Raw genomic sequence first — 24,453 nt, 5'->3', positions numbered from 1 at the left:
CTCATGCCCTCACCGCTCAGCGAGCTCCCCCTGCGCCGTCTCACCCTGGAAGACCTCACGGCCTGCGCCGACCTCTCCGAAGACCGGGGCTGGCCGCGCGAGGAGCACAAATGGGGGCTCCTCCTCACGGCAGGGGCCGGGTACGGAATCGACGCCCCTGACGGCAAGGGCCTGCTCACCGCGTGCGCCGTCACCTCGTACGGCCCAGGACTCGCGGCCATCGGGATGGTCCTGGTGGCCGAGCGCTTCGCTCGGCAAGGCGTCGGACGCCGCCTCATGAAGGAGGTGCTGCGCGAGCTGGCGGGCACTCCTTTGACCTTGCACGCCACAGTGCAGGGACGCCCGCTGTACGAGGCGCTGGGCTTCAATGCGATCGGCCGCGCGGAGATGGTCAGGGGCAACTTCCAGCCGTCCGGCCCTGCGCCGACGGTGGCGACCCGTCCCGCGACCGCCGACGACCTGCCCGCGATCCTCCGGCTCGACGCCGAGGTGTTCGGCGAGGACCGCACGCACATGATCGCCCGCCTGCCGGCCTTCAGCGATCAGCTGCGGGTCGCCGAAGACGCCTCTGGACTGACTGGTTTCGCGGCCGCCTGGCCCAACATGCACACCCACGTGGTGGGTCCGTTGATCGCCCGTGACACGGAGACGGCGAAGGCTCTGGTGGCCTCGCTCGCGGCGGGCACGGACCGCCCGCTGCGCACGGATGTGGACGTACGCCATGAGGAGCTGCTGAGCTGGCTCAAGGCATCCGGCCTTGAGCCGGTCGGTTTCAACGCGGTGATGACGTACGGTGTCCCGGAGCTCCCCGGCGACTGGACCCGCCGCTTCGCTCCCCTGACGGTGGCGGCGGGCTAGCGGGCAGGGCAGGCACCTGCGGCTCCCCTCCCTGACGGGCCTGCGCATCCTCATGTGCCGTGACCCGAGGGGCACTTGAGGGCGTACGGGGTGATCAGCTCCCGGTCAGGGACTCCACCGCCGCGCTCGCGAACGCGTGGTCCTGCTCAGGGGCGCCGCCGCCCACGCCTATCGCTCCGACGAGACGCCCGTCCCGCTGAACGGGGACGCCTCCCGCGATGAAGAGGAGCGGCCGGTCAAGGGCCGTCGGCAGCGTGTGGAAGAGGCCGCCCGGCTGGACGGCGTCCACGAGGTCGGCAGTTGATCAGTGAGGGGCCGTGGTGGCCGGTGTCGGTTCGGCCACCCTGTCCGTGACTGGCCGCGCGTTCGCGTTCGTACGGCGCTCCAGAACGCTGGAGGCGACGGCGAGCACGACGGCGGACGCGGCCAGTGCGGCGCCGACCCAGTTGGGCGCGGTGTAGCCGAACCCGGCCGCGATGACGATGCCGCCGAGCCAGGCGGAAAGAGCGTTGCCGAGGTTGAAGGCGCCGATGTTCACGGCGGAGGCCAGGGTGGGAGCGCCCGCGGCCTGGTCGAGCACGCGCTTCTGCAGCGGGGGCACCGTGGCGAACCCGAGTGCGCCGATGAGGAACACCATGACGGCCGAGGCGAGCTTGTCGTGGGCGGCCACCGTGAACAGCGCCAGGACCACGGCGAGCCCGGACAACGACACGAAGAGCATCGGCATCAGCGCGCGGTCCGCGAACCGGCCCCCGATGAGGTTTCCCGCGACCATGCCGAGCCCGAAGAGGACAAGCAGCCAGGTGACAGAGGTGTCGGCGTAACCGGCGACACCCGTCATCATCGGGGTGATGTAGGTGATCGCGGCGAACACTCCACCAAAGCCGAGCACGGTCATCGCCATGGCGAGCAGCACCTGGACGTTGCGGAACGCGGCGATCTCGTGCCGCAGCCGTACGTCCTCGGCCTTCGGCATGTCCGGGACGAGCTTGGCGACGCCGAGCAGACCGAGTACTCCGAGCGCCGCGACCACGAAGAACGTCGCACGCCAGCCGACTTGCTGCCCTATGAGGGTGCCGGCCGGCACTCCCACCACGTTGGCCACGGTCAGGCCGGTGAACATCATGGCGATCGCACCCGCCTTCTTCTCCGGAGCGACCAGATCGGCCGCGACGACCGAGCCGATCCCGAAGAAGGCGCCGTGCGCGAGCGAGGCGACGAGCCGTCCGGCCAGCATCAACCCGAAGGCGGGCGCGACCGCGGAGAGCACATTTCCTGCGATGAAGAAGCCCATCAGGAGCGTCAGCATCCGCTTGCGGGAGATCCTCGTGCCGAGGACGGTCATCAGCGGCGCGCCGAACATCACGCCGACCGCGTAGCCGCTGACCAGGTATCCGGCGGTGGGAATGGAGACGTCGAAGGTGCCGGCCACCTCGGGTAGCAGCCCCATGATCACGAATTCCGTGGTGCCGATACCGAACGCCCCCATGGCGAGGGCTAGGAGCGCGAGTGGCATGGGTTGCACCCTCCAGGAGATTGCGTAAGGCCCTTACAGGCGTACACAATAATTGCAGACGCGCACTAAATGCAAACGCGGGCTATTGCAATAGTGGACTATCCTGAGGACAAGCCGCTCCGGACGGAGGACACCCGCATGACCGCGACGGACCCCGCTCTCACTGCCCTCGCCCAGGGCTGGTGTGCGCTCTCCCTGCTGCACGGCAGGATCGACGCCCATATCGAACGCGCACTGCAGTCGGCGCACGATCTCAGCGTGCGCGAGTATTCGCTGCTCGACGTCCTCAGCCGCCAGCACAGCGGTCCGGGCGGCCACCTCCAGATGAAGCAGGTCGCTGACGCCGTGGTCCTCAGCCAGTCAGCCACGACCCGGCTCGTGTCCCGTCTGGAAGACCGGGGCCTGCTGACCCGCTACCTCTGCGACACCGACCGGCGTGGCATCTACACCGATGTGACCGAGGCCGGCCTCGTCCTGCTCGCCGAGGCCCGGCCCACCAATGACCGGGCGCTGCGCGAGGCATTGGACGAGGCCGCGAAGAAAGCGGAGCTGGCGCCCCTGGTACGCGCGGTCGAGGAGCTTCACGTCGCCGCCTGAGGGGCCGGGCGTATCGTCCCGATCATGACCAATCTGAAGATCAGACCCGCGAGGACCGAGGACATCCCTGCGATCGTGGCGATGCTCGCGGACGATCCGCTGGGCGCGGTGCGCGAGTCGCCGGACGACCTCACGCCCTATCGCACCGCGTTCGACCGGCTCGTCGATGACCCGAATCAGCACGTAGTGGTGGCTGACCGGGGTGGCGAGGTCGTCGGGACGCTCCAGCTCACGGTCATCCCCGGCCTGTCCCGCCGCGGTTCCACCCGCTCGGTCATCGAAGGTGTGCGCGTGCACGGCGCGGAGCGAGGCAGCGGTCTCGGCACCCAGCTCATCGAGTGGGCCGTGGAGGAGTCGAGGCGCCAGGGCTGCCAGTTGGTCCAGCTGACCTCGGACGCCAGCCGCGCCGACGCACATCGGTTCTACGAGCGGCTGGGGTTCGAGGCCTCCCATGTGGGGTTCAAGAAGCCCCTGTAGGTCGGTGTTTCACGTGAAACACCGACCTGTTCCGGCTCTCAGGGTCGGCCCGTTTCACGTGAAACGTCAGACGCCCCGCCAGCCTTCGGGGTCCACGCCTCCCGGCACGACTGCCGCCTCGGGGCCATACGGCTCGCGGGTGAACACGAAAGACCCGAGGTCGAGGTGGCTCACGGAGCCGTCGGACCGCACCATCGCACGCAGCGTCTCCCCGCGGTGGTAGCCGTCAAGTCCCGTCCACGTCCCCTCCGTGTCGGCCTTGAACCGGGAAGGCCGCCCGGAGCCGCGCAACGGCTCCAGGGCCACGCCCCCGCCGGTGGTGAGCCGCAGCCCGTAGGCGTGGGTGCCCCAGTACCAAAGCCCGGTGAGCGCGAGAAGCCGCTCGTCCGCCTCGGGGAGGGGGCGCCAGGGTACGGGGAAGCGTGGCTCGGCCTTCGCCACGATCTCCACGAGATCGGCCGCCAGCGTGCCGCACAGCGGCCCGGAGGTCGCGTTGGCCAGCGCGACGGCAACCACCCCGTCGGCCACACTCACCCAGAGACCGGCGACGAATCCGGGCAGTGAGCCGGTGTGGCCGGCGAGTTCACGTCCTCCGGTCCGGGCGAGCTGCAGGCCGAGTCCATACCCGCTGTCCCAGGCGCCGGCCTCCGGCGCCACCGCCGGGGCGCGCATCTCCGCCACGGATTCGGCGCTCAGGACCCGCTCGTCGCCCTCGGCCAAGAAGAGGGCGAACCGGCAGAGGTCCGCCGCCGTCGACCACAGCTGTCCAGCGGGCGCCATCAGCCCCAGGTCTTCCGACGGTTCGGGCAGCAGGACATCGGCCCAGGGGTGCACGGCCCACCCGTCCGCGTGGGGGTCCATCGGGTGCGTACTCGTCCGGTCGAGCCCCAGCGGTACCAGGATTTCGTTCCGCAGCGCCTCCTCCCAGGACACGCCGCGTACCGCCTCCACCAGGGAGCCGAGCAGCGTGTAGCCAGGGTTGGAGTAGTGGTGCACTCGTCCCGCCGGATGCGGAGCCGGCCGGTCGCCCAGTACATCGACGAGCTCGGGCCGAAGGTCACCGGCTGTCCGTTCCCACCAGGGCGCGGGTGCCTCGGCCGCCAAACCGGCGGTATGGGAAAGGAGTTGGGCAATCGTGGCCCCACCGGCCGCGGTACCGGGCAGATGCGCTTCCAGCAGGTCGCCGAGGTCCAGCAGCCCCTCGTCACGGAGCCTCAGCACCAGCACGGCGGTGAAGCATTTGGTGATGGAGCCGATGCGGTACTGCACATCCGCATCCGGACCGTGCCCGTCGACGGAGGTGCGCGACCCCGACCACACCATCCGGCCGTCGCGCGCCACAGCCGCGACGAGCGAGGGAGCCCGCCCTCGGGACTGCTCCACCGCGACGCGGTGCAGCAGGGCACGCCGCGTCGCGGGCAGCAACTCCTCGAAAGGGGCCGGTGATACGGGGGAGGTGAATGAAGTCATGGAGCCAGGTCTAACCGCCAGCCCCGCCCCCCGTCGACACCATTTCGCCGCCGTCCCGCACTTGCGTCCGCCGGAGGCCGCAGGCGGGACGGGTGGCGTTCTTTCGCTAGAGCGTCTTGATGGTGCCGCCGTCGATGACGTAGTCGGCGCCTGAGATGTTGCCGGCGACATCGGAGAGCAGGAAGGTGATCAGAGCCGCCACTTCCTGGGGCTCGGTGATGCGACCGGTGGTGATGCCGAACGCCTCCGGGAGCCGCTGGAGGAACGCCGCGTGTTCCGCCCCGGCCCCTGCCGCCACCCTGCCGCCGAAGCCGTCCGGGTCCTCCCAGATGGCGGTGCGGACCACACCCGGGGAGACGGTGTTCACCCGCACGCCCTGGGGCCCGAACTCCTCGGCCAGGGACTTCCCGAGCGCCGCGAGGGCCGCCTTGGCGGCGCTGTAGGCGACCGGGCCAGCGGCGGGCAGACGGGAGTTGACGGACGAGACGTTGACGATCGCTCCGCGGCGTTCGACGAGGCTGGGCAGCGCCGCCCGGCTGGCACGGACCGTGCTGAGCAGGTTGAGATCGAAGATGCGGGCCCACTGCGCATCGTCGGTGTCGAGGAACCCGACGGGCTCCACATCGTCACCCGCGCCGACGTTGTTCACGAGCAGGTCGATACCACCGAGCTCGGCGAAGGCCCGGTCCATCAGATGGGCGACACCTTCAGCGGTGCTCAGGTCGGCGGAGACCGCGTAGGCGCCGGTCTGCTCCAGTTCGGGGGTGATGGTGCGGGCGGCCCCGACGACGCGGACGCCCTCTTCGGCCAGGGAACGCACGGTCGCGAGTCCGATGCCCCGGCTCGCACCGGTGACAACAGCTGTCTTGGACGCCAGATTGAGGTGCACGACACTCCAATTCTTGAACTTCAGGTACAAAATGTGGGCACAAAGCCTCCAGGCGGAATGGATGCCGCCTGGAGGGTCAGTCAGAAGGAGTCGAGCGTCGCGTCGATCACGCGAGCCAGTCGGCCGGGCCCCTCGGCGACGCGCGCGATGAGCCGCAGACCAATGATGGTGTTCAGGAGCATGCTTCCCAGCGCAGCCGGATCGCGGTCGGGCGCGATCTCGCCCGAGCGCTGCCCCTGCTCGATCAGAGCCTGGAACGCGGCTTCGGTGCGGTCGAACATGCGGCGTACGAGCTCGGCGGCCACGTCATCCGTCGCGGCGAGTTCGGCCGCGGTGTTCACCGCCATGCACCCCCGGCGGTCCGGATCGGCGAGGTCCATCACGGCCAGCGCCTCCAGCGCCGTACGCAGCCGCGCCTTGACCGGCCCCGGTTCCTCCAGCATCTCGATCAGGGCGACGGCCTGACTGTCGCGGTACCGCCGAAGCGCCCGCTCGAACAGCGCGTGCTTGCTGCCGAAGGCGTTGTAGAGGCTGCCCTTGCCGATGCCGAGCGCGTCGACGAGGTCCTGGGGGGTGGTCCCGGCATACCCCTTGCTCCAGAACACCTCCATGGCCTGCTCGACGGCGACATCCGGATCGAACTGCTTCGCCCTTCCCATGACAAGGACCCTACCACTTTTCTGTACCCACAAGTCAAGAAAGCGCCGGCATCGGATCCGGGCGGGTCATCGTCCCGGTGGCGCGCGCAAGTGAGTGCGGAGCGGTCGACGACTCCTCAGCCCTGGTCCGTGCCGTCTGCTGTGTGGGGCAGCAGCGGGAACAGTCGGGCGATGAGGGCCACCGGACGGGCGCCGTCCGGCCGGGCCAGGGGGCGTTGTTCGCGGTCCCGATAGGGCGCGAGGGCCCGTTGGATCACGTCCGCGACCCGGCTCATCTCTGCGGGTGTCAAATAGGCAACGGCGCTGAAGGCTTCGTCGTGGCGCCATTGGGACGGAGCCTCGTCTCGCTGGGTCAGCCATCGCTGCCAGCTCTCGTCCTCCAGCCCGCGGGCCAGGTCGCCGAACTGCTCCTCCATAGGCGCGTCGGCAGCGTGGGCCTGCTGCTTCAGACGCCAAGGACGTGCCCGGCCCCCGCTGTGGGGAGCCTCTTCGATACGTCCGTGACGTGCGAGCTGCCGTAGGTGGAATGAGCAGAGGCCAGAGCTATGGCCCAGTCGGGAGGCGGCTTCGGTCGCGGTGACGGTGCCGACTTCAGCCAGTAGGTCCAGCAAGGCTGTGCGGATCTCGTGCTCGCGCAGTTCTTCGCTATTGCCGGCTGTCCCGCCCGGGCTGTAGACATCATCCTTAGTCACTTTGCAAAGTTTGCTACTTTGCAAAGTGCTTGGCAAGCCGTAGTCCTTATTGAAGTCATCAGCTGCGGTGACCCCCGTGGCATCTGTGACGTGCGTAAAAAGGGGAGATGCGTATGTCTGTTCGTCACGAGCGGTCCCGTCCCGTCGACCGACGAGTCCGTGTCCAAGGCCGCCCGGTGGACGCCTGTCCGGCTCTGCCACCAGAGGCGGAACGCGGTTCGGTTCGCAGGGTCACGGTGGTGGGTGAGGAGGTACTGAGCCGTCCGTGTCGGGAGGTGACCGAGTTTGGCACTCCGCAGTTGTCGGCGTTGATCGACGACATGTTCCTGACCATGTATGTGGCCGACGGAGCCGGCCTGGCTGCCAACCAGGTGGCTGTCGGCCTGCGGCTGTTCGTCTACGACTGCCCGGACGACTACGGGATCCGCCATGTCGGCCACATCATCAACCCGGTTCTGGACCTGCCGGATCCGGGTAACCGCCGACTCGTTGACGACTTCGAGGGCTGCCTGTCCGTGCCCGGTGCGCGCATGCCGGTCCCCCGCACCGATCGTGCCGTCGCTCGCGGGCTCGACAAGGACGGCAACCCCCTCGTCATCGAAGGAACGGGTTACTTCGCCAGGTGTCTGCAACACGAGACCGACCACCTCTTGGGTCACACCTATCTCGACCGACTCTCCAAGCGCCATCGCAAAGACGCGCTACGGCAGATGGCAGAGCGCCGTGAGGACGTCTTCGCCCAACGCGCGATCAAGACGTCCCGCTTGGGCCAATGAGACGCCTGGTGGAAGCGGCCACGTTTCTGCCGAAGGGGGCCGCATCCTGCGGCCTGCTCGGGGGTGCGGAGGGCGGGGGGGTGGCGGCTCCACCGCGTGGCCGAAGGGCGATGTTGTGGGTGTGGGCCCGTGGCCCACGTTCGCGGTACTCATGCCGATTTCACGGGCAGGGTCCGGCAGAGTTCGGCGGCGGTGGACGTACTGCTCAAGGAGCCAGTCCCGTTCGATGGCGCCGCGGCGCCTGGAGTCCTGTGAGCCCTCGCGGAGCGGGATTCCGTACTCCTTGGCGAGATCGGTCAGGACTCTGCGCGAGAGGCCCGTAAGGGTGGCAACCTGCTGGAGGACCGGAGTTCTTCGAGGTAGAGCTGGGTGAGGCGCTCTGCCGGGATGGCGGACCATCTCCTGGTCACCGAAGCGGGGCCCGTGGTCGTAAACGTGAAGCCATTGCCCCGTAGGCCTCATCAGGTCTGAGCCATGTCCACGAAGCGGGAGTAGTGGCCCTGGAAGGCGACGGTGATGGTCGCCGTCGGGCCGTTACGGTGCTTGGCGACGATCAGGTCCGCCTCGCCCGCACGGGGCGATTCCTTCTCGTACGCGTCCTCTCGGTGCAGCAGGATGACCATGTCCGCGTCCTGCTCGATGGAGCCCGACTCACGCAGGTCGGAGACCATCGGCTTCTTGTCCGTGCGCTGTTCGGGGCCACGGTTCAGCTGCGAGAGGGCGATCACCGGCAACTGGAGCTCCTTCGCCAGGAGCTTCAGGTTTCGCGACATGTCCGAGACTTCCTGCTGGCGGCTCTCGGCCCGCTTCGAGCCGCCCGACTGCATCAGCTGCAGATAGTCGATGACGACGAGCCGAAGGTCGTTGCGCTGCTTCAGACGGCGGCATTTGGCGCGGATCTCCATCATCGACAGGTTCGGCGAATCGTCGATGTAGAGCGGCGCCTGGGAGACGTCCGGCATGCGGCGGGCCAGCCGCGTCCAGTCCTCGTCGGTCATGGTGCCCGAGCGCATGTGGTGCAGGGCGACCCGCGCCTCGGCGGACAGCAGACGCATCGCGATCTCGTTGCGCCCCATTTCGAGGGAGAAGATCACGCTGGGCAGGTTGTGCTTGATCGAACAGGCCCGCGCGAAGTCCAGCGCCAGGGTGGACTTACCCATGGCGGGACGGGCAGCGATGACGACCATCTGGCCGGGGTGCAGGCCGTTGGTGAGCGAGTCGAAGTCGGTGAACCCGGTGGGCACCCCGGTCATTTCGCCGCTGCGCGACCCGATCGCCTCGATCTCGTCGAGCGCGCCCTCCATGATGTCGCCGAGGGGCAGGTAGTCCTCGCTGGTGCGCTGCTCGGTGACCGCGTAGATCTCGGCCTGCGCGGAGTTGACGATGTCGTCGACGTCTCCGTCCGCCGCGTATCCCATCTGCGTGATCTTGGTGCCCGCCTCCACGAGCCGGCGGAGCACCGCCCGTTCGTGGACGATCTCCGCGTAGTAGGAGGCGTTGGCAGCCGTCGGCACCGACTGGACCAGGGTGTGCAGATACGAGGCGCCGCCGACCCGGGTGATCTCACCGCGCTTGACCAGTTCTGCGGCGACCGTGATGGGGTCCGCGGGCTCGCCCTTGGCGTAGAGATCAAGGATCGCCGTATAGACGGTCTCGTGCGCCGGCTTGTAGAAATCGTGACCCTTGATGATCTCCACGACGTCCGCGATGGCGTCCTTGGAGAGCAGCATGCCACCGAGCACCGACTGCTCGGCGTCGATGTCCTGCGGGGGTACGCGCTCGAAGCCGGACGACCCGCCGTCCCAGTCGTCCTGGCCCCGGTCGTGCTGATCGTCCCGGCCCCGCCCGCGGCCTCGCACCTCGCTGTCGCGGCGCTGGCGGGAAACAGGCAGACGGTCGCTCGGACCGGTATCGGCCCAGGGCTCGTCCAACGGCTCGGGAATGCTCACCGGGCCACCTCCTCCCGTCCGCTCCGCGGACCTAGCCGTGCCACTCTTTCTACGGCACGACACTGACAAAACGAGATGCCCGACTCCGGTTCCGGCGCGTCGGGCGCCGGACCACGTTAGGCCCGGGAGCGGCGTCAGCCAATCTGGTTATCCACAGGGCATGTGGACGAAGGACCGGATGCTGTGGAGAAGTGTTCTGAACCTGTGCACGGACCGGGGGACAGCACTGTGGACAAAGTCATAGCCTCTCCATCATCAAGGGGCTGACCTGCACCTTCTCCGTCCACCGGCTGTGGGGGAGAAAAACTTTCCCGACTGGCTCAAGATCAGGGGACCCGGGCTGGGGAAGAACAGGATCAGGGCTTACAAGTAAGGACCACTGATGTATTGCGACCGTTACCTGTGGAAGATTAGATTGACCCCATGACACAGGCTCCCGTGGCACCGGAGAACGACCGGCGCACCTCCCGACGCCGACACGATCGCGAGATCCTGTCCCTCGCGGTCCCGGCCTTCGGCGCGCTCGTCGCGGAGCCGCTCTTCGTGATGGCCGACAGCGCGATCGTGGGCCATCTGGGGACCCCGCAACTGGCCGGTTTGGGTATTGCCGCTCCCCTGCTCACCACCGCCGTGAGCATCTTCGTCTTCCTCGCGTACGCCACCACCGCCGCCGTGTCCCGGCGCGTGGGCGCCGGAGACCTGCCCGGGGCGATACGTCAGGGCATGGACGGCATCTGGCTCGCCCTGCTCCTTGGAGCGGCGGTCGTCGCCGCGGTGCTTCCCGGTGCCCCTTGGCTCGTCTCCCTGCTCGGCGCCTCGGACACCGCGGCCCCCTATGCCACCACCTACCTCCGCATATCGGCCCTCGGTATACCCGCCATGCTCGCCGTGCTCGCCGCGACCGGCGTACTGCGCGGACTTCACAACACCAGGACGCCCCTGTACGTGGCGGTCGGCGGCTTCGCCGTGAATGGCGCACTGAATCTGGGGCTCGTCTACGGAGCCGGGCTAGGCATCGCCGGCTCGGCCTGGGGCACGGTCATCGCCCAGCTCGGCATGGCTGCCGTCTACCTCGTCGTCGTCGTGCGCGGGGCGCGCGAACACGGTGCCTCCTTGCGTCCTGACGCCGTCGGCATACGAAACAGCGCCCGCGCGGGCGTGCCTCTGCTGATTCGTACGCTGTCGCTGCGGGCCGTGCTGATGGTCGCCACCGCCGTGGCCGCCCGCCTGGGCGACGCCGATGTCGCCGCGCACCAGGTCATCCTGTCCCTGTGGACCCTGCTGGCCTTCGCCCTGGATGCGATCGCCATAGCCGGGCAGGCGATCATCGGCCGGTATCTGGGGGCCGGCGACGCCAAGGGCGCCCGTCAGGCCTGTCGCCGCATGGTCGAGTGGGGTATCGCCTCCGGCGTGCTGCTCGGCCTCCTCGTGGTGGCCACCCGTCCGTTCTTCATCCCGCTGTTCACCGGCGACCACACCGTCCAGGACGCCTTGCTCCCCGCCCTGCTGGTGGTGGCCCTCGTCCAGCCGGTGGCCGGAGTCGTATTCGTACTCGACGGCGTCCTGATGGGTGCCGGTGACGGCGTCTATCTGGCGAGGGCCATGGTGGTGACTCTCGTCGTCTTCGTCCCCGCCGCGCTGCTCGTGCCGGCACTCGGCGGCGGTCTGACCGAGCTCTGGTGGGCGATGGCGCTGATGATGGTGGTCCGCATGCTGACCCTCACCTGGCGGGCTCGATCGGGACGCTGGCTGGTCACTGGCGCGACGCGCTGACCCAAGAATGGCCGGACAAGGAGGGCCCAACCACGCCCGACGTTGTTTCACGTGAAACGGAGAAAGGGCCGCACCCCGGGGGGTACGGCCCTTTCTGCAACGCTGTGCTTAGGCGGCGATGACCTCGACGCCAAGCTTCGCGACAACGTCGGCGTGCAGACGCACGGACACCTGGTGGGCACCCAGGGTCTTGATCGGCGAACCGAGCTCGACGCGGCGCTTGTCCACGTCCGGGCCACCGGCGGCCTTGATCGCCGAAGCGACGTCAGCCTGGGTGACGGAGCCGAAGAGACGGCCGGCGTCGCCGGAGCGAACAGCCAGACGCACCTTCACGCCTTCGAGACGGGCCTTGACCTCGTTGGCCTGCTCGATGGTCGCGATCTCGTGGATCTTGCGCGCACGACGGATCTGCGCGACGTCCTTCTCGCCACCCTTGGTCCAGCGGATCGCGAAACCACGCGGGACCAGGTAGTTGCGAGCGTAGCCGTCCTTGACGTCAACGACGTCGCCGGCAGTGCCGAGGCCAGAGACCTCGTGGGTGAGGATGATCTTCATTTTTCGGTCACCCTTCCCTTATCGCGCGGTGGACGTGTAGGGCAGCAGCGCCATCTCACGGCTGTTCTTGACGGCCGTGGCGACGTCACGCTGGTGCTGCGTGCAGTTGCCGGTCACGCGGCGAGCACGGATCTTGCCGCGGTCGGAAATGAACTTCCGCAGCATGTTCGTGTCCTTGTAGTCCACGTAAGCGGTCTTGTCCTTGCAGAAAGCGCAGACCTTCTTCTTAGGCTTGCGCACAGGCGGCTTCGCCATGGTGTTTCTCCTGTGTGATCAAGATGTGGGGTAGCGAGCAGCCCTAGAAGGGCGGCTCGTCCGAGTAGCCGCCGCCGGAGCTTCCGCCCCAGCCGCCACCGCCGCCGCTACCCTGCTGCGGCTGTCCGCCGCCGGCCGGCGCGCTGGAGGCCCACGGGTCGTCGGCGGGGGCACCGCCGCCGGCCTGCTGGCCACCGCTGGGAGCTCCGCCCCAGCTGCCGCCCTGCTGCTGAGCGCCGCCGCCGTATCCACCCTGGCCGCCGCGACCGGTGGTCTTGGTGACCTTGGCCGTGGCGTTCTTGAGACTGGGGCCGACTTCCTCGACGTCCAGCTCGTAGACCGTGCGCTTGACGCCCTCGCGGTCCTCGTAGGACCGCTGCCTCAGCCGGCCCTGCACGACGACGCGCATGCCTCGCTGAAGCGACTCAGCGACGTTCTCAGCCGCCTGCCGCCAGACCGAGCAGGTCAGGAACAGGCTCTCGCCGTCCTTCCACTCATTGGTCTGACGGTCGAAGGTGCGGGGAGTGGACGCGACACGGAACTTCGCGACGGCCGCACCGGAGGGGGTGAAGCGCAGCTCGGGGTCGTCGACGAGATTGCCGACGACCGTGATGACGGTCTCGCCTGCCATGGATGAACCTCTCGGCGGGGATTGCTGCTGGCTGCTGTGTTGCTACTCGGACCCGATTGCCTCTGAGCGGAAGCTCAGTGGGTCTCGGGACGGAGGACCTTGGTCCGGAGGACCGACTCGTTCAGGTTCATCTGACGGTCGAGCTCCTTGACGACCGCAGGCTCGGCCTGGAGGTCGATGACCGTGTAGATGCCCTCGGGCTTCTTCTTGATCTCGTAGGAGAGACGACGACGGCCCCAGGTGTCGACCTTCTCGACCTTTCCGTTGCCCTCACGGACGACGGAAAGGAAGTTCTCGATCAGGGGAGAGACAGCGCGCTCCTCCAGATCGGGGTCGAGGATGACCATCACCTCGTAGTGACGCATGTGGAACCCACCTCCTTTGGACTCAGCGGCCACGGTCGTTCCGTGGCAGGAGGGTCGTGATGCGTAAGCAACGGTATCCGCCCCCACTGACAATCCCCCTCCGTGAGGAGTGGGAGGGCATGCGGGCACGGCTGACACCGGTGCAGACCGTCCAGAGTACCTGTTGACCCGCTTCCGGTTGAAATCCGGTGGACGGGGGACGCAATCTGTACAGATCGGGTGTGTGCGGCGTCACCCTGCGCCGCCTTCCGCCAGGAGGTGCCCCATGGCACAAGCAGTCCGACCGAATGCCCCGTCCCTCTTCGCCACCGACGGCAAGGCCCATCCCCTCCAGGACACGTTCATGGCCGTCACGGTCGTCCTGGGCGTGCTGTCCTTCACCACGGCCTGGTTCTACAACCTCCACCTGGTCAGCTCGTGGGCCGGCCTGATCGGAATCCTCACTGGTGCGTACGGCCAGTTCATCTCGGCGACCACGCGTGAGCGGTTCCTGCTGATCCTCGGACTCGGTGCCTGCGCCGTGGGGTTCTTCCTCGGCATGGCCCACGGCGGTCTCTTCGGCGGCGTCGTCGGCTGACGCGGCGCGGCGGCCGGCACCGCGGGATGCCGCACGGCGGTGTGCCGTGCGGCCATCGAGGGCGCTCCTGTGGCCCAGTAGGCTTCGGCACGAGAGCCGGAGCCCCTGACCCCATGGGGACACACCTGCCGAGGAGCGCCCCGCATGAGCCTGACCCTGAGGACCATCAGCCGTGAGCAGCATCTGGCGTACATCCAGAACCTGCCCTCGGCGAGCCACTGCCAGGTCCCGGCGTGGGCTGACGTCAAGACGGAATGGCGTTCGGAGAGCCTTGGCTGGTTCGACAGGAACGAGCAGCTCGTAGGCGCCGGCCTGGTTCTCTACCGTCAGCTCCCCAAGGTGAAGCGCTACTTGGCGTACCTGCCCGAGGGCCCGGTCATCAACTGGTACGCCCCCAACCTGGACGAGTGGCTGAAGCCGATGCTCGCCCACCTCAAGCAGCAGGGCGCTTTCTCGGTGAAGATGGGCCCGCCCGTCGTCATCCGCCGCTGGGACTCGGCCGCCATCAAGTCCGGCATCCAGGACCCCGATGTGAAGCGGCTGCGCGATGTCGAGGCCACGCACATCGAGGCGCGGGCCTTCGAAGTGGCCGACCGGCTCCGCAAGATGGGCTGGCAGCAGGGCGAGGACGGCGGCGCGGGATTCGGTGACGTCCAGCCGCGCTACGTCTTCCAGGTCCCCCTGGCCAACCGCTCCCTGGACGACGTCCTCAAGGGCTTCAACCAGCTGTGGCGCCGCAACATCAAGAAGGCCGAGAAGGCCGGCGTCGAGGTGGTGCAGGGAGGCTATGAGGATCTGGCCGAGTGGCAGCGTCTGTACGAGATCACCGCGGTGCGCGACCACTTCCGGCCGCGCCCCCTGTCGTACTTCCAGCGCATGTGGACGGTCCTCAACTCCGAGGACCCCAACCGCATGCGGCTCTACTTCGCGCGCCACAACGGAGTGAACCTGTCCGCCGCGACCATGCTCGTCGTCGGCGGGCACGTCTGGTACTCCTACGGCGCCTCCGACAACATCGGCCGCGAGGTGCGGCCCTCCAACGCGATGCAGTGGCGGATGCTCCGTGACGCCTACGCGATGGGGGCGACGGTCTACGACCTGCGCGGCATCTCCGACTCGCTGGATGAGACCGACCACCTGTTCGGCCTCATCCAGTTCAAGGTGGGTACCGGTGGTGAGGCTGCCGAATACCTCGGTGAGTGGGACTTCCCGCTCAACAAGCTGCTCCACAAGGCGCTGGACATGTATATGTCGCGCCGCTGACCCGGTTGCGTAATCTCGTTCCTCGTATCTGCGACACCTCGCAGTCATCAGAAAGGTCCGGACGGCCATGGCGCTCACCCTCTATGTCGACTCCGCTCGCTGGCGGGCGCACCAGAAGTCCGTGATCGACCAGTTCCCGGGCATCGTCCCGGTCTGCAAGGGCAACGGCTACGGTTTCGGCCATGAGCGGCTGGCGGACGAGGTGTCCCGGTTCGGCTCGGACATCCTGGCGGTCGGCACCACCTACGAGGCAGCACGGATCAAGGACTGGTTCAGCGGCGACCTGCTCGTCCTGACGCCGTTCCGGCGCGGCGAGGAGCCGGTGCCGCTGCCCGACCGGGTCATCCGCTCCGTCTCCTCCGTGGACGGTGTGCACGCTCTGGTGGGCGCCCGGGTGGTCATCGAGTGCATGAGCTCGATGAAGCGCCACGGCGTGAAGGAGGAGGAGCTTGGTCTGCTCCGCTCCGCCATCGAGGACGTACGCCTCGAGGGCTTCGCGCTGCACCTTCCGCTGGACCGCACCGACGGCTCGGACGCCGTCGAGGAGGTCATCGCGTGGATGGACCGGCTGCGCGCGGCCCGGCTGCCGCTGCACACCATGTTCGTCAGCCATCTGCGCGCCGAGGAGCAGGCCCGGTTGCAGCAGCAGTTCCCGCAGACCCGCTTCCGGGCGCGCATCGGTACGCGGCTGTGGCTCGGCGACCACGAGGCGACTGAGTACCGGGGCTCCGTCCTCGACGTCACGCGGGTCACCAAGGGCGACCGGTTCGGCTACCGCCAGCAGAAGGTGGCCTCCGACGGCTGGCTGGTCGTGGTCGCGGGCGGCACCTCCCACGGTGTCGGGCTTGAAGCTCCCAAGGCCCTGCACGGCGTGATGCCGCGCGCCAAGGGAGTGGCCCGCGCGGGACTGGCCACCGTCAACCGCAATCTGTCGCCGTTCGTCTGGGCGGGCAAACAGCGCTGGTTCGCGGAGCCGCCGCACATGCAGGTTTCCATCCTGTTCGTGCCCTCGGACTCGCAGGAGCCGCGCGTGGGCGACGAGCTGGTGGCTCACCTGCGCCACACGACGACGCAGTTCGACCGCCTCATCGAGCGCTAGACGGGACTCTCCCGCCCCGCACACTTCGGGCCCCTGACCGGCGACAGCCGCCGCCGGTCAGGGGCCCGAGCCGTGCTCGTACGTCCTTCAGGACGCCGAGGTGCGCGCGCCCCACTCGACCCGTGGTCCTTCTTCGAGGGTGACCGCGTGCCGCGGGGGATGGGCCGCCTGGCCGAGCACGAAGACGTCCTCGGCGCGGTCGAGCACCCCGCCGGACGGATCGTCCGACCCGTCGCGGCGTACGACGTCCCGTTCCGGCATCAGGATGTCGCGCACCACTGCGGCGCACAGGTACAGCGTGGCCAACAGGTGCACGGCGATGGCGAGTTGATAGCCCTCGGGCGGCAGGCCCTGGTGCTTCTCCCCGCTCATGGTGTACGCGAGGTACAGCCAGATTCCGAGGAAGTAGGCGACCTCACCGGCCTGCCAGATCAGGAAGTCCCGCCAACGGGGCCGGGCAAGCGCGGCCAGCGGGATCAGCCACAGAACGTACTGCGGTGAGTAGACCTTGTTGGTGAGGATGAACGCGGCGACGACCAGGAAGGCGAGCTGGGCGAAGCGAGGGCGGCGCGGCGCGGTGAGGGTCAGCACCGTGATGCCGGCGCAGGCGAGCACCATCAGGAGCAGAGCCAGCGTGTTCACCAGATCGGTGTCCAGGCCCTTGCCCGTGCGCTGCGAAATGATCAGCCAGAACGATCCGAAGTCGACGGACCGCTCCTGGCTGAAGGTGTAGAACTTCTTCCACCCCTCGGGCGCCAGGAGCATCACCGGCAGGTTCACGATCAGCCAGGCACCTGCGGCCCCCAGCGCCGCCGCCCCGAACTCCCGCCATTTGCCGGCCCGCCAGCACAAGACGAGCAACGGCCCGAGGACCAGTACGGGGTAGAGCTTCGCGGCCGTCGCGAGGCCGATCAGGATCCCGAAGGCCAGCGGACGGCTGCGCGACCACATCAGCAGGGCGACCGCGGTGAGAGCCACGGCGAACAGGTCCCAGTTGATGGTGGCCGTGAGCGCGAAGGCAGGGGCGAGGGCGACCAGCAGGGCGTCCCAGGGGCGGCGACGGTGCGTGCGCGCCACGCAGACGGCGATCACGGCCGTGCAGACCATCAGCATGCCCGCGTTGGCCATCCAGTACATCTGCTCGCGGTGCTGCATGTCGCCGCTGCCCGGAGTGAGCCAGGAGGCGACTTCCATGAACAGCCCCGTAAGCACCGGGTATTCGAGGTAGTTCATGTCGCCGTTGAGGCGGTCGAAGTACGGCACCAGGTTGTCGGCGAACCCACGCAACGAGTACAGGTGGGGGATGTCCGAGTAACAGGCGTGCGTGTACTGCGAATTGGCGCCCCGGAACCAGGCCCAGTCGTAGCACGGCACTTTCTGGGCCATCCCCAGGGCGAACATGCCGAGCGCGACGAGCACGACGATCCTGACCGGCGTGAGCCAACGGTGGCCGGGCCTGGCCCAGCGGCCGATCGGGCCACCGATCAGCTGGCTGCCCGCTGCGGCGACCTCGTCCTGCTCCGTGGGGCGCACGACGGGTTCTGCGGAGTCTCCGCGCCGGTCCTCGTACACACGGGGGCTCGTCTCGCTCGTCATGCCGGACATCCTGCCGTACACCGCTGTGGATACGGGGAGCAGCCGTGTTTCACGTGAAACGACATCGCGAGCGAACGCCGTTTCACGTGAAACGGGGGGGGTGTGTTTCACGTGAAACACACCCCCCGTCGTCAGTCGGCCGCGCTATCCGCCGGTTCCTCCGAACCAGCCCCCGGGCCCGCCGCCCGGTCCGCCACCGCCTCCGCCAGTGCCCGGCCCGCCGGGCTTGGATCGGGTGGGCGTCGGGCTGGGCAGCGGCCCGCCGTCCGCACCGCCCGTCGTCGGGCCCTGGTTGGTGCCACCCGTGTCGTTGCACGTCCAGTCCCACTTGCTGCAAGAGGCGCTGGGGCTCGGGGACGGGGAGGCCGAGGGGGTGTGGGACGGCTTGATGGACGGAGACGGCGAAGGCACGGTGCTGGGGGTCGGAACCGGGGTGGGGCTGGGCGACATGCCGCCGCCGTAGACCTTGTCACCGATCTTTTCGGGAGCCGGGAAGGAGAGTGCGGGGGAGTTGCCCAGCGCCTGCTCCATGTAGTCGTGCCAGATGGTCGACGGGAACGACGCACCATGGATCTTCTCCTGGCCGCCCGTCCCGAACATCTTCAAGAACTCGCGCTTCTTGCTGGTCTCGTTGTCGTCGAGCCGGTACATGCCGACCGCGGTCGAGTACTGGGGGGTGTAGCCGACGAACCATGCCGACCGGTTGCCGTCGGTGGTACCGGTCTTTCCCGCCACCTGACGCCCGCTGAGCTTGGCGTTGGTTCCGGTGCCCTTGTCGACCACGGTCTTCAGCACGTCCGTGACGTTGTTGGCCACGGCGGCGGGGAAGGCGCTCTTGGCCTGGTCCTCGTGCTGGAAGATGACCTTGCCGTCCTTCTTCACGGACGTCACGGAGTACGGGTCGCGCTGTGTGCCGCTCGCGGCGAACGTGGCGTACGCGCCGGCCATCCGGATCGCGCTGGGCGACGACGTGCCGATGGAGAACGACGGCACGCTGGAGGAGGCCATGCTGGTCTTGCTGTCGCGCAGCCCAGCGGCCATGGCGGCCTGCTTCACCTTGTCGGTGCCGACGTCCATACCGAGCTGCACATAGGGCGTGTTCACCGACTCCTGCATGGCGTAGCGCAGGTCGATGGCGTAGCTCGGCGGGTTGTAGGACTCATTGCCGTCGTTCGTCTGAAGCCACTCGTTGCCGTTCTGGTCCTTCCAGACGCTCCCGTCGTAGTTCTTGATCTTCAGCTTGTTCTTGCCGCTGTAGATGCTGTCCGGCGAGACGGGGGTGCGGGCCGAGTCGCTTTGGGAGGCCGGCTTGTTCGGGTCGCGCTTTCCGTACTCCATCCCGGCCGCCAGGACGAACGGCTTGAAGGTCGAGCCGACCTGGGCGCCGGTTTCGTCGGCGTTGTTGGTGAAGTGCTTGGTGGCGTCGTCACCGCCGTAGATGGCCACGATGGCCCCGGTCTTCACATCCACCGATGCGGCGCCGAACTGGACGAAGGTGTCCACGTCGGGGCGCTTCTTCGGGTCGATGTTCTTGTCCCGGACCTTCTGGACCACGCTCTCCATCTCCTGGACCTTCTTCTTGTCGAAGGTCGTGTAGATCTGGTAGCCGCCCTGGGCCATGTTGATGTCCGGGTTGCTGTTCTTCGCGGACGCCTGGGCCAAGGACACCAGGTAGCCGATCTGCCCGCTCAGGTTCGCGCTCTTCTTCGGCTTGTCGGGCATCGGGAACAGGCGGTACTTGGCGCGCTCGGCGGCGGCCATGTGCTTGTCCTTGACCTCCTGGTCGAGGATCCAGGCCCAGCGCTCGGTGGCGTTCTTGGTGTTCTGCTCCGCCGTGGCCGCGGGATCGATCTCGGGGGCGCCGGCCGGGTCGAAGTAGGTCGCGCCCTTGAGCAATGAGGCGAGGAAGGCGCACTGGCTCGGGTCCAGGTCCTTGGCGTCCTTGCTGTAGTACGTACGGGCCGCCGCTTGCAGACCGTAGGCACCCCGGCCGTAGTAGGCGGTGTTCAGATAGCCCGCCATGATCTCGGACTTCTTCGTGGTCGCGCCGACCTTGATGGAGATGAAGAGCTCTTTGAACTTGCGGCTGATCGTCTGCGACTGGTCGTCGAGCTGCGCGTTCTTCACGTACTGCTGGGTGATGGTCGAGCCGCCCTGGGTCTGGCCGCCCTTGGCCATGTTCAGCAGGGCGCGGGCGATGCCCTGCGGGTCGACGCCGCTGTCGGTCTCGAAGGTCTTGTTCTCGGCCGAGATGACGGCGTACTGCATCGCCTTGGGGATCTGCTCGTACGGGATGATCTGGCGGTTGACCTCGCCGCCGGTGGCGACCATCTGGGACCCGTCGGCCCAGTAGTAGACGTTGTTCTGGGCCTTCGCCGCCTGGGCGACATCCGGAATGGCCACCATGTAGTAAGCCACGCCGATGAAGGCGACAAGCAGGCCGAAACAGCCCAGGCAGCAGGCGCTGACGAGCTTCCAGGACGGCACCCATCGTCGCCACCCCTGCCTGCCGAAGCGCGGGTAGTCGATGAACCGCCTCTTGGGCGGCTTGCCACCCGCCGCACCCGCCCTGCCCGGCCGCCTTCCCGGGCCACGGGGAGGACCCGCCACATCCGCGCCGCGCCTTCGGCTTCCGCCTCGCTGGGCGCGGCGCGCCTCGGCCCGGCCGCCGTAGGAGGGCTCCTCCTCCCGAGGGGCGGACGTCGATCCGTACGGCTCCGACGGGGAATGGGCCGACGGCCGAGCCCCCCTGCGACCGGGGGGCTGCTGCGCGGCGCGTCGGGCCGCAGCACGTCCACCGCCTTGGGGCTGCGGCGGTTTGCGACGGTGCTCGCTCATCGAACGACTACTCCTCGGGCAGGCGAGAGCGCCTGGAAACGGCAGCTGAGTTCCTGTCCCCCCGGTGTGCGCCGCGGTCCCGCGTGGGACACCGCCGCACTGCGTCCCGTGTGCCGATGGCGTGGAACACGCCGACGCCCCCTGACGTCACTCGGCACACAGTGGTCTGCATGGCGCACAGACTACGCACGCTCAAAACCTCCCTAGGGCCGAAGTTCACCCCAAATCAGGCAACTTGCTGCCTGTGAATCCAGGATGTGACGCCGTTCACCATGGCCCCTCTTGCCGCGACTGCCGCGCCGCCCTATCGTGCTGATGTATCGAGTCGATACATCAGCACGGCATAAAGGTCCCCGACCGTCGAGGAGGCGAAGGATGAGCAGGCGCTCCGGCATCCTCGAATTCGCCGTACTCGGGCTGCTCCGCGAGGCCCCGATGCACGGTTACGAGCTGCGCAAGCGGCTCAACACGTCGTTGGGGATCTTCCGGGCCTTCAGCTACGGGACCCTCTATCCCTGCCTCAAGACGCTGGTCGCCAACGGCTGGCTGATCGAGGAGCCGGGCAGCGCACCCGAGGAAGCGCTGGCCGCTTCACTCGCAGGGCGCCGCGCCAAGATCGTCTACCGGTTGACGGCGGAGGGGAAGGAGCACTTCGAGGAGCTGCTCTCCCACACCGGCCCCGACACCTGGGAGGACGAGCACTTCGCCGCCCGTTTCGCCTTCTTCGGCCAGACGGAGCGCGAGGTGCGGATGCGCGTGCTGGAAGGGCGTCGCAGCCGGCTGGAGGAGCGTCTGGAGAAGATGCGCGCCTCCCTGGCCCGTACGCGCGAGCGCCTGGACGACTACACGCTTGAGCTGCAGCGCCACGGCATGGAGTCCGTGGAGCGCGAAGTGCGCTGGCTGAACGAGCTCATCGAGAGCGAGCGAGCGGGGCGGGATCAGCGATCCGGTCCCGCCACCGGCTCCGCTCAGCAGGACCACACATCAGGAGAGACGGGCGGTCTGCCCCGGCACCGGGACAGCACCCGGCCGGATCCGTCCGAGGACACCGCCAACTGAAGTGCCTGCGTACGCAGGGCTTCGAAGAGATCTAACAGGGAGCAACCGGAATGGGTTCGGTTCGCGTAGCCATCGTCGGCGTGGGCAACTGCGCCGCCTCGCTGGTGCAGGGCGTCGAGTACTACAAGGACGCCGATCCGGCCGCCAAGGTCCCGGGTCTGATGCACGTCCAGTTCGGCGACTACCACGTCGGTGACGTGGAGTTCGTCGCCGCGTTCGACGTCGACGCCAAGAAGGTCGGCCTCGACCTGTCGGACGCCATCGGCGCCAGCGAGAACAACACCATCAAGATCTGCGACGTCCCGAACAAGGGCGTCACGGTCCAGCGCGGCCACACCCTGGACGGTCTCGGCAAGTACTACCGCATGACCATCGAGGAGTCCCCCGAGGCTCCGGTGGACATCGTCCAGGTCCTCAAGGACAAGCAGGTCGACGTTCTGGTCTGCTACCTGCCGGTCGGTTCCGAGGACGCCGCGAAGTTCTACGCGCAGTGCGCCATCGACGCCAAGGTCGCGTTCGTCAACGCTCTCCCCGTCTTCATCGCCGGCACCAAGGAGTGGGCGGACAAGTTCACCGAGGCGGGCGTCCCGATCGTCGGCGACGACATCAAGTCGCAGGTCGGCGCCACCATCACGCACCGCGTGATGGCCAAGCTGTTCGAGGACCGCGGTGTCCGTCTTGAGCGCACCATGCAGCTCAACGTCGGCGGCAACATGGACTTCAAGAACATGCTGGAGCGCGACCGCCTCGAGTCGAAGAAGATCTCGAAGACGCAGGCCGTCACCTCGCAGATCCCCGACCGCGACCTGGGCGAGAAGAACGTCCACATCGGTCCCTCGGACTACGTGGCCTGGCTGGACGACCGCAAGTGGGCGTACGTGCGCCTCGAGGGCCGCGCCTTCGGCGACGTCCCGCTGAACCTGGAGTACAAGCTCGAGGTCTGGGACTCCCCGAACTCCGCGGGTGTCATCATCGACGCTCTGCGCGCCGCGAAGATCGCCAAGGACCGCGGCATCGGTGGCCCGATCCTCTCGGCGTCGAGCTACTTCATGAAGTCCCCGCCGGTCCAGTACTTCGACGACGAGGCCTACGCCAACGTCGAGAAGTTCATCAAGGGTGAGGTCGAGCGCTAGAGCTCGCCCCTCCCCAGGACCGTCGAGGGTCCCCGTGCGCCCGGTGCGCACGGGGACCCTTGTCGTATGTGACGCTTGCTCACATGCCCGTCGTACGTGACCTCCGCGTGCTCCTGCGCCTGAAGCACTTCCGGCACCTGCTGGCGGTACGGCTGCTGTCCCAGGCCGCGGACGGTGTCTACCAGGTCGCTCTCGCCACGTACGTCGTCTTCTCCCCCGAGAAGCAGGCCTCACCCGGCGCGATCGCCTCGGCCATGGCCGTACTGCTCCTTCCGTACTCCCTCGTCGGCCCCTTCGCGGGAGTACTGCTCGACCGCTGGCGACGCCGGCAGGTCTTCCTGTACGGCAATCTGCTGCGCACCGGGCTCGCGGCCTGCACGGCGCTGCTCGTGCTCGGCTCCGCACCCGACTGGCTCTTCTATGCCTCCGCCCTCGCCGTGACAGCCGTCAATCGCTTCGTCCTCGCGGGGCTCTCGGCTTCCCTGCCCCGCGTCGTCGACGCCGAGCGGCTTGTCATGGCCAACTCCCTCTCCCCGACCGCCGGAACGCTGGCAGCCACCGTGGGCGGCGGCCTCGCCTTCGCGTTACGCCTCGTCATCGACGCCGACGCCGCGACCGTCCTTCTGGGCGCCGCCCTCTACTTGGGTGCGTCCCTGGCCTCCCTGCGTCTGCCGGCCGGACTGCTCGGGCCCGACCCCACGACCGTGCGGCCCGGCCTGGCAGCCGTACTCCGTTCCACGGCATGCGGACTGGCCGACGGCGTACGGCACTTGAACGAGCGCAGGACCGCGGCCCGCGTCCTCACCGCGATGACGCTGATGCGCTTCTGCTACGGCGCGCTGACCGTCATGCTCCTGATGCTGTGCCGCTACGCCTGGGCCGGAGACGCGGGCGATGACAGCGGGACCGGTGGGCTCGCCCTGCTGGGACTCGCCGTGGCCATCTCGGGCGCGGGCTTCTTCGTAGCGGCCGTCATCACGCCCTGGGCAGTGGCCCGGCTCGGCCAGTACGGCTGGATCGTGGTGTGTGCCGGCGCCGCCGCGGTGCTCGAGCCTGCGCTCGGCCTGCCCTTCGCCCCGGCCCCCATGCTGGTCGGGGCCTTCGTCCTGGGTCTCGTCACTCAGGGAGCGAAGATCACCACGGATACAGTGATCCAGACGACGGTGGACGACGCGTTCCGGGGCCGGATCTTCTCCCTCTACGACGTCCTCTTCAATATGGCGTTCGTCGGGGCTGCGGCCGTCGCGGCCGTGATGCTGCCCGCCGATGGGCGTTCGTCCACCCTCGTCATCACGGTGTCCCTCATCTATGCGACGGTCGCGGCATCCATGACCCGCTTCTCGCGCACGTGAGTTCCCGTTGAGGACATGGCTTCGCCCGCCGGACGCGGACCACATCGGCCCCGGGCCGGTGTTTCACGTGAAAC

General features: G+C 68.1%; 23 protein-coding genes and 1 pseudogene. 11 read left to right on the top strand and 13 right to left on the bottom strand.

Annotated features, from left to right (window positions below; genetic code table 11):
• Positions 1-3: 3 nt before the first annotated feature.
• Positions 4-858, top strand: coding sequence for a GNAT family N-acetyltransferase (locus ABR738_RS20855; protein WP_350231503.1), 855 nt, complete (start codon positions 4-6; stop codon positions 856-858).
• Between the two features lie 94 nt (positions 859-952).
• Here the strand turns inward: ABR738_RS20855 and ABR738_RS20850 are convergent.
• Together ABR738_RS20850 and ABR738_RS20845 are read right to left on the bottom strand one after the other, a co-directional pair.
• A pseudogene (locus ABR738_RS20850) lies at positions 953-1,159 on the bottom strand (heme-binding protein); the annotation flags it as partial.
• 3 nt (positions 1,160-1,162) lie between these two features.
• Positions 1,163-2,374, bottom strand: coding sequence for an MFS transporter (locus ABR738_RS20845; RefSeq protein ID WP_350231502.1), 1,212 nt, complete (start codon positions 2,372-2,374; stop codon positions 1,163-1,165).
• A 138-nt stretch (positions 2,375-2,512) separates the two neighbouring features.
• Here ABR738_RS20845 and ABR738_RS20840 point away from each other — a divergent pair, with 138 nt between their 5' ends.
• Positions 2,513-2,971 (top strand): MarR family winged helix-turn-helix transcriptional regulator, encoded by a 459-nt coding sequence (locus ABR738_RS20840; RefSeq protein ID WP_350231501.1) that lies wholly within the window; start codon positions 2,513-2,515, stop codon positions 2,969-2,971.
• A 24-nt stretch (positions 2,972-2,995) separates the two neighbouring features.
• A complete protein-coding gene (locus ABR738_RS20835; protein ID WP_350231500.1) occupies positions 2,996-3,448 on the top strand; it encodes a GNAT family N-acetyltransferase in 453 nt (150 codons plus the stop codon).
• 66 nt (positions 3,449-3,514) lie between these two features.
• Here the strand turns inward: ABR738_RS20835 and ABR738_RS20830 are convergent, their stop codons facing one another.
• From ABR738_RS20830 to ABR738_RS20815, 4 genes are all read right to left on the bottom strand, one after another.
• Positions 3,515-4,918, bottom strand: a complete 1,404-nt coding sequence (locus tag ABR738_RS20830) for a serine hydrolase domain-containing protein (RefSeq protein ID WP_350231499.1) — start codon at positions 4,916-4,918, stop codon at positions 3,515-3,517.
• A 106-nt stretch (positions 4,919-5,024) separates the two neighbouring features.
• On the bottom strand, positions 5,025-5,807 hold the full coding sequence (locus ABR738_RS20825; protein WP_350231498.1) for an oxidoreductase: 783 nt from the start codon (positions 5,805-5,807) through the stop codon (positions 5,025-5,027).
• Positions 5,808-5,887: 80 nt separating this feature from the next.
• Positions 5,888-6,466, bottom strand: coding sequence for a TetR/AcrR family transcriptional regulator (locus ABR738_RS20820; protein ID WP_350231497.1), 579 nt, complete (start codon positions 6,464-6,466; stop codon positions 5,888-5,890).
• A gap of 116 nt (positions 6,467-6,582) precedes the next feature.
• Entirely contained in the window at positions 6,583-7,158 is a 576-nt protein-coding gene (locus tag ABR738_RS20815) for a helix-turn-helix domain-containing protein (protein ID WP_350231496.1), read from the bottom strand.
• A 113-nt stretch (positions 7,159-7,271) separates the two neighbouring features.
• Between ABR738_RS20815 and def the strand changes: the two genes are divergently transcribed.
• Positions 7,272-7,934, top strand: a complete 663-nt coding sequence (gene def, locus ABR738_RS20810) for a peptide deformylase (RefSeq protein ID WP_350231495.1) — start codon at positions 7,272-7,274, stop codon at positions 7,932-7,934.
• 461 nt (positions 7,935-8,395) lie between these two features.
• Here the strand turns inward: def and dnaB are convergent, their stop codons facing one another.
• A complete protein-coding gene (dnaB, locus tag ABR738_RS20805; RefSeq protein WP_350231494.1) occupies positions 8,396-9,883 on the bottom strand; it encodes a replicative DNA helicase in 1,488 nt (495 codons plus the stop codon).
• Between the two features lie 423 nt (positions 9,884-10,306).
• Here dnaB and ABR738_RS20800 point away from each other — a divergent pair, with 423 nt between their 5' ends.
• A complete protein-coding gene (locus tag ABR738_RS20800; protein ID WP_350231493.1) occupies positions 10,307-11,656 on the top strand; it encodes an MATE family efflux transporter in 1,350 nt (449 codons plus the stop codon).
• 108 nt (positions 11,657-11,764) lie between these two features.
• On the opposite strand, the gene rplI is transcribed toward ABR738_RS20800, so the two are convergent.
• From rplI to rpsF, 4 genes are all read right to left on the bottom strand, one after another.
• Entirely contained in the window at positions 11,765-12,211 is a 447-nt protein-coding gene (gene rplI / locus ABR738_RS20795) for a 50S ribosomal protein L9 (protein ID WP_350231492.1), read from the bottom strand.
• Between the two features lie 18 nt (positions 12,212-12,229).
• Complete coding sequence (gene rpsR, locus ABR738_RS20790; RefSeq protein ID WP_005315025.1) at positions 12,230-12,466, bottom strand: 30S ribosomal protein S18; 237 nt, start codon at positions 12,464-12,466, stop codon at positions 12,230-12,232.
• 43 nt (positions 12,467-12,509) lie between these two features.
• Positions 12,510-13,097 carry a single-stranded DNA-binding protein gene (locus ABR738_RS20785; protein ID WP_350231491.1) on the bottom strand — a complete coding sequence of 196 codons (588 nt, stop codon included), beginning with the start codon at positions 13,095-13,097 and terminating at the stop codon, positions 12,510-12,512.
• 74 nt (positions 13,098-13,171) lie between these two features.
• The gene (gene rpsF / locus ABR738_RS20780; RefSeq protein WP_067162183.1) at positions 13,172-13,462 is read right to left on the bottom strand and encodes a 30S ribosomal protein S6; all 291 of its coding nucleotides are present in this window, start codon (positions 13,460-13,462) and stop codon (positions 13,172-13,174) included.
• Positions 13,463-13,727: 265 nt separating this feature from the next.
• Between rpsF and ABR738_RS20775 the strand changes: the two genes are divergently transcribed.
• The 3 genes from ABR738_RS20775 to ABR738_RS20765 all read left to right on the top strand — a co-directional run bounded on the left by ABR738_RS20775 (position 13,728) and on the right by ABR738_RS20765 (position 16,401).
• Positions 13,728-14,039: a hypothetical protein gene (locus ABR738_RS20775; RefSeq protein WP_350231490.1), complete on the top strand. Its 312-nt coding sequence runs from the start codon at positions 13,728-13,730 to the stop codon at positions 14,037-14,039.
• Positions 14,040-14,183: 144 nt separating this feature from the next.
• A complete protein-coding gene (locus ABR738_RS20770; RefSeq protein ID WP_350231489.1) occupies positions 14,184-15,302 on the top strand; it encodes a lipid II:glycine glycyltransferase FemX in 1,119 nt (372 codons plus the stop codon).
• A gap of 67 nt (positions 15,303-15,369) precedes the next feature.
• Positions 15,370-16,401 (top strand): alanine racemase, encoded by a 1,032-nt coding sequence (locus ABR738_RS20765; protein WP_350231488.1) that lies wholly within the window; start codon positions 15,370-15,372, stop codon positions 16,399-16,401.
• A gap of 87 nt (positions 16,402-16,488) precedes the next feature.
• Here ABR738_RS20765 and ABR738_RS20760 read toward each other — a convergent pair whose 3' ends face one another.
• Both ABR738_RS20760 and ABR738_RS20755 read right to left on the bottom strand, forming a co-directional pair.
• The gene (locus tag ABR738_RS20760; RefSeq protein ID WP_350231487.1) at positions 16,489-17,997 is read right to left on the bottom strand and encodes a glycosyltransferase family 87 protein; all 1,509 of its coding nucleotides are present in this window, start codon (positions 17,995-17,997) and stop codon (positions 16,489-16,491) included.
• A gap of 144 nt (positions 17,998-18,141) precedes the next feature.
• On the bottom strand, positions 18,142-20,835 hold the full coding sequence (locus ABR738_RS20755; protein ID WP_350231486.1) for a transglycosylase domain-containing protein: 2,694 nt from the start codon (positions 20,833-20,835) through the stop codon (positions 18,142-18,144).
• A gap of 375 nt (positions 20,836-21,210) precedes the next feature.
• On the opposite strand from ABR738_RS20755, the gene ABR738_RS20750 reads away from it, so the two are divergent.
• From ABR738_RS20750 to ABR738_RS20740, 3 genes are all read left to right on the top strand, one after another.
• Positions 21,211-21,894, top strand: a complete 684-nt coding sequence (locus tag ABR738_RS20750; RefSeq protein WP_267058324.1) for a PadR family transcriptional regulator — start codon at positions 21,211-21,213, stop codon at positions 21,892-21,894.
• A 50-nt stretch (positions 21,895-21,944) separates the two neighbouring features.
• Positions 21,945-23,027, top strand: coding sequence for an inositol-3-phosphate synthase (locus tag ABR738_RS20745; protein ID WP_350231485.1), 1,083 nt, complete (start codon positions 21,945-21,947; stop codon positions 23,025-23,027).
• Between the two features lie 83 nt (positions 23,028-23,110).
• On the top strand, positions 23,111-24,379 hold the full coding sequence (locus ABR738_RS20740) for an MFS transporter (protein ID WP_350231484.1): 1,269 nt from the start codon (positions 23,111-23,113) through the stop codon (positions 24,377-24,379).
• The last annotated feature ends 74 nt before the right edge of the window (positions 24,380-24,453 follow it).

This window comes from Streptomyces sp. Edi4 (assembly GCF_040253615.1).
Classification (GTDB): Bacteria; Actinomycetota; Actinomycetes; order Streptomycetales; family Streptomycetaceae; genus Streptomyces.
The sequence above is the reverse complement of the archived record's forward strand: the minus strand, read 5'-3'. Positions and strand labels throughout refer to the sequence as shown.

What these genes read in the sequence shown, in the direction of transcription:
- ABR738_RS20855 (WP_350231503.1), top strand. Translation starts at nt 4, where the DNA reads ATGCCCTCACCGCTCAGCGAGCTCCCCCTGCGCCGTCTCACCCTGGAA.
- rpsF (WP_067162183.1), bottom strand. Translation starts at nt 13,462, where the DNA reads ATGCGTCACTACGAGGTGATGGTCATCCTCGACCCCGATCTGGAGGAG.
- rplI (WP_350231492.1), bottom strand. Translation starts at nt 12,211, where the DNA reads ATGAAGATCATCCTCACCCACGAGGTCTCTGGCCTCGGCACTGCCGGC.
- rpsR (WP_005315025.1), bottom strand. Translation starts at nt 12,466, where the DNA reads ATGGCGAAGCCGCCTGTGCGCAAGCCTAAGAAGAAGGTCTGCGCTTTC.
- ABR738_RS20835 (WP_350231500.1), top strand. Translation starts at nt 2,996, where the DNA reads ATGACCAATCTGAAGATCAGACCCGCGAGGACCGAGGACATCCCTGCG.
- ABR738_RS20820 (WP_350231497.1), bottom strand. Translation starts at nt 6,466, where the DNA reads ATGGGAAGGGCGAAGCAGTTCGATCCGGATGTCGCCGTCGAGCAGGCC.
- def (WP_350231495.1), top strand. Translation starts at nt 7,272, where the DNA reads ATGTCTGTTCGTCACGAGCGGTCCCGTCCCGTCGACCGACGAGTCCGT.
- ABR738_RS20765 (WP_350231488.1), top strand. Translation starts at nt 15,370, where the DNA reads ATGGCGCTCACCCTCTATGTCGACTCCGCTCGCTGGCGGGCGCACCAG.
- ABR738_RS20775 (WP_350231490.1), top strand. Translation starts at nt 13,728, where the DNA reads ATGGCACAAGCAGTCCGACCGAATGCCCCGTCCCTCTTCGCCACCGAC.
- ABR738_RS20770 (WP_350231489.1), top strand. Translation starts at nt 14,184, where the DNA reads ATGAGCCTGACCCTGAGGACCATCAGCCGTGAGCAGCATCTGGCGTAC.
- ABR738_RS20845 (WP_350231502.1), bottom strand. Translation starts at nt 2,374, where the DNA reads ATGCCACTCGCGCTCCTAGCCCTCGCCATGGGGGCGTTCGGTATCGGC.
- ABR738_RS20830 (WP_350231499.1), bottom strand. Translation starts at nt 4,918, where the DNA reads ATGACTTCATTCACCTCCCCCGTATCACCGGCCCCTTTCGAGGAGTTG.
- ABR738_RS20755 (WP_350231486.1), bottom strand. Translation starts at nt 20,835, where the DNA reads ATGAGCGAGCACCGTCGCAAACCGCCGCAGCCCCAAGGCGGTGGACGT.
- ABR738_RS20760 (WP_350231487.1), bottom strand. Translation starts at nt 17,997, where the DNA reads ATGACGAGCGAGACGAGCCCCCGTGTGTACGAGGACCGGCGCGGAGAC.
- ABR738_RS20740 (WP_350231484.1), top strand. Translation starts at nt 23,111, where the DNA reads ATGCCCGTCGTACGTGACCTCCGCGTGCTCCTGCGCCTGAAGCACTTC.
- ABR738_RS20745 (WP_350231485.1), top strand. Translation starts at nt 21,945, where the DNA reads ATGGGTTCGGTTCGCGTAGCCATCGTCGGCGTGGGCAACTGCGCCGCC.
- ABR738_RS20785 (WP_350231491.1), bottom strand. Translation starts at nt 13,097, where the DNA reads ATGGCAGGCGAGACCGTCATCACGGTCGTCGGCAATCTCGTCGACGAC.
- ABR738_RS20750 (WP_267058324.1), top strand. Translation starts at nt 21,211, where the DNA reads ATGAGCAGGCGCTCCGGCATCCTCGAATTCGCCGTACTCGGGCTGCTC.
- ABR738_RS20840 (WP_350231501.1), top strand. Translation starts at nt 2,513, where the DNA reads ATGACCGCGACGGACCCCGCTCTCACTGCCCTCGCCCAGGGCTGGTGT.
- ABR738_RS20800 (WP_350231493.1), top strand. Translation starts at nt 10,307, where the DNA reads ATGACACAGGCTCCCGTGGCACCGGAGAACGACCGGCGCACCTCCCGA.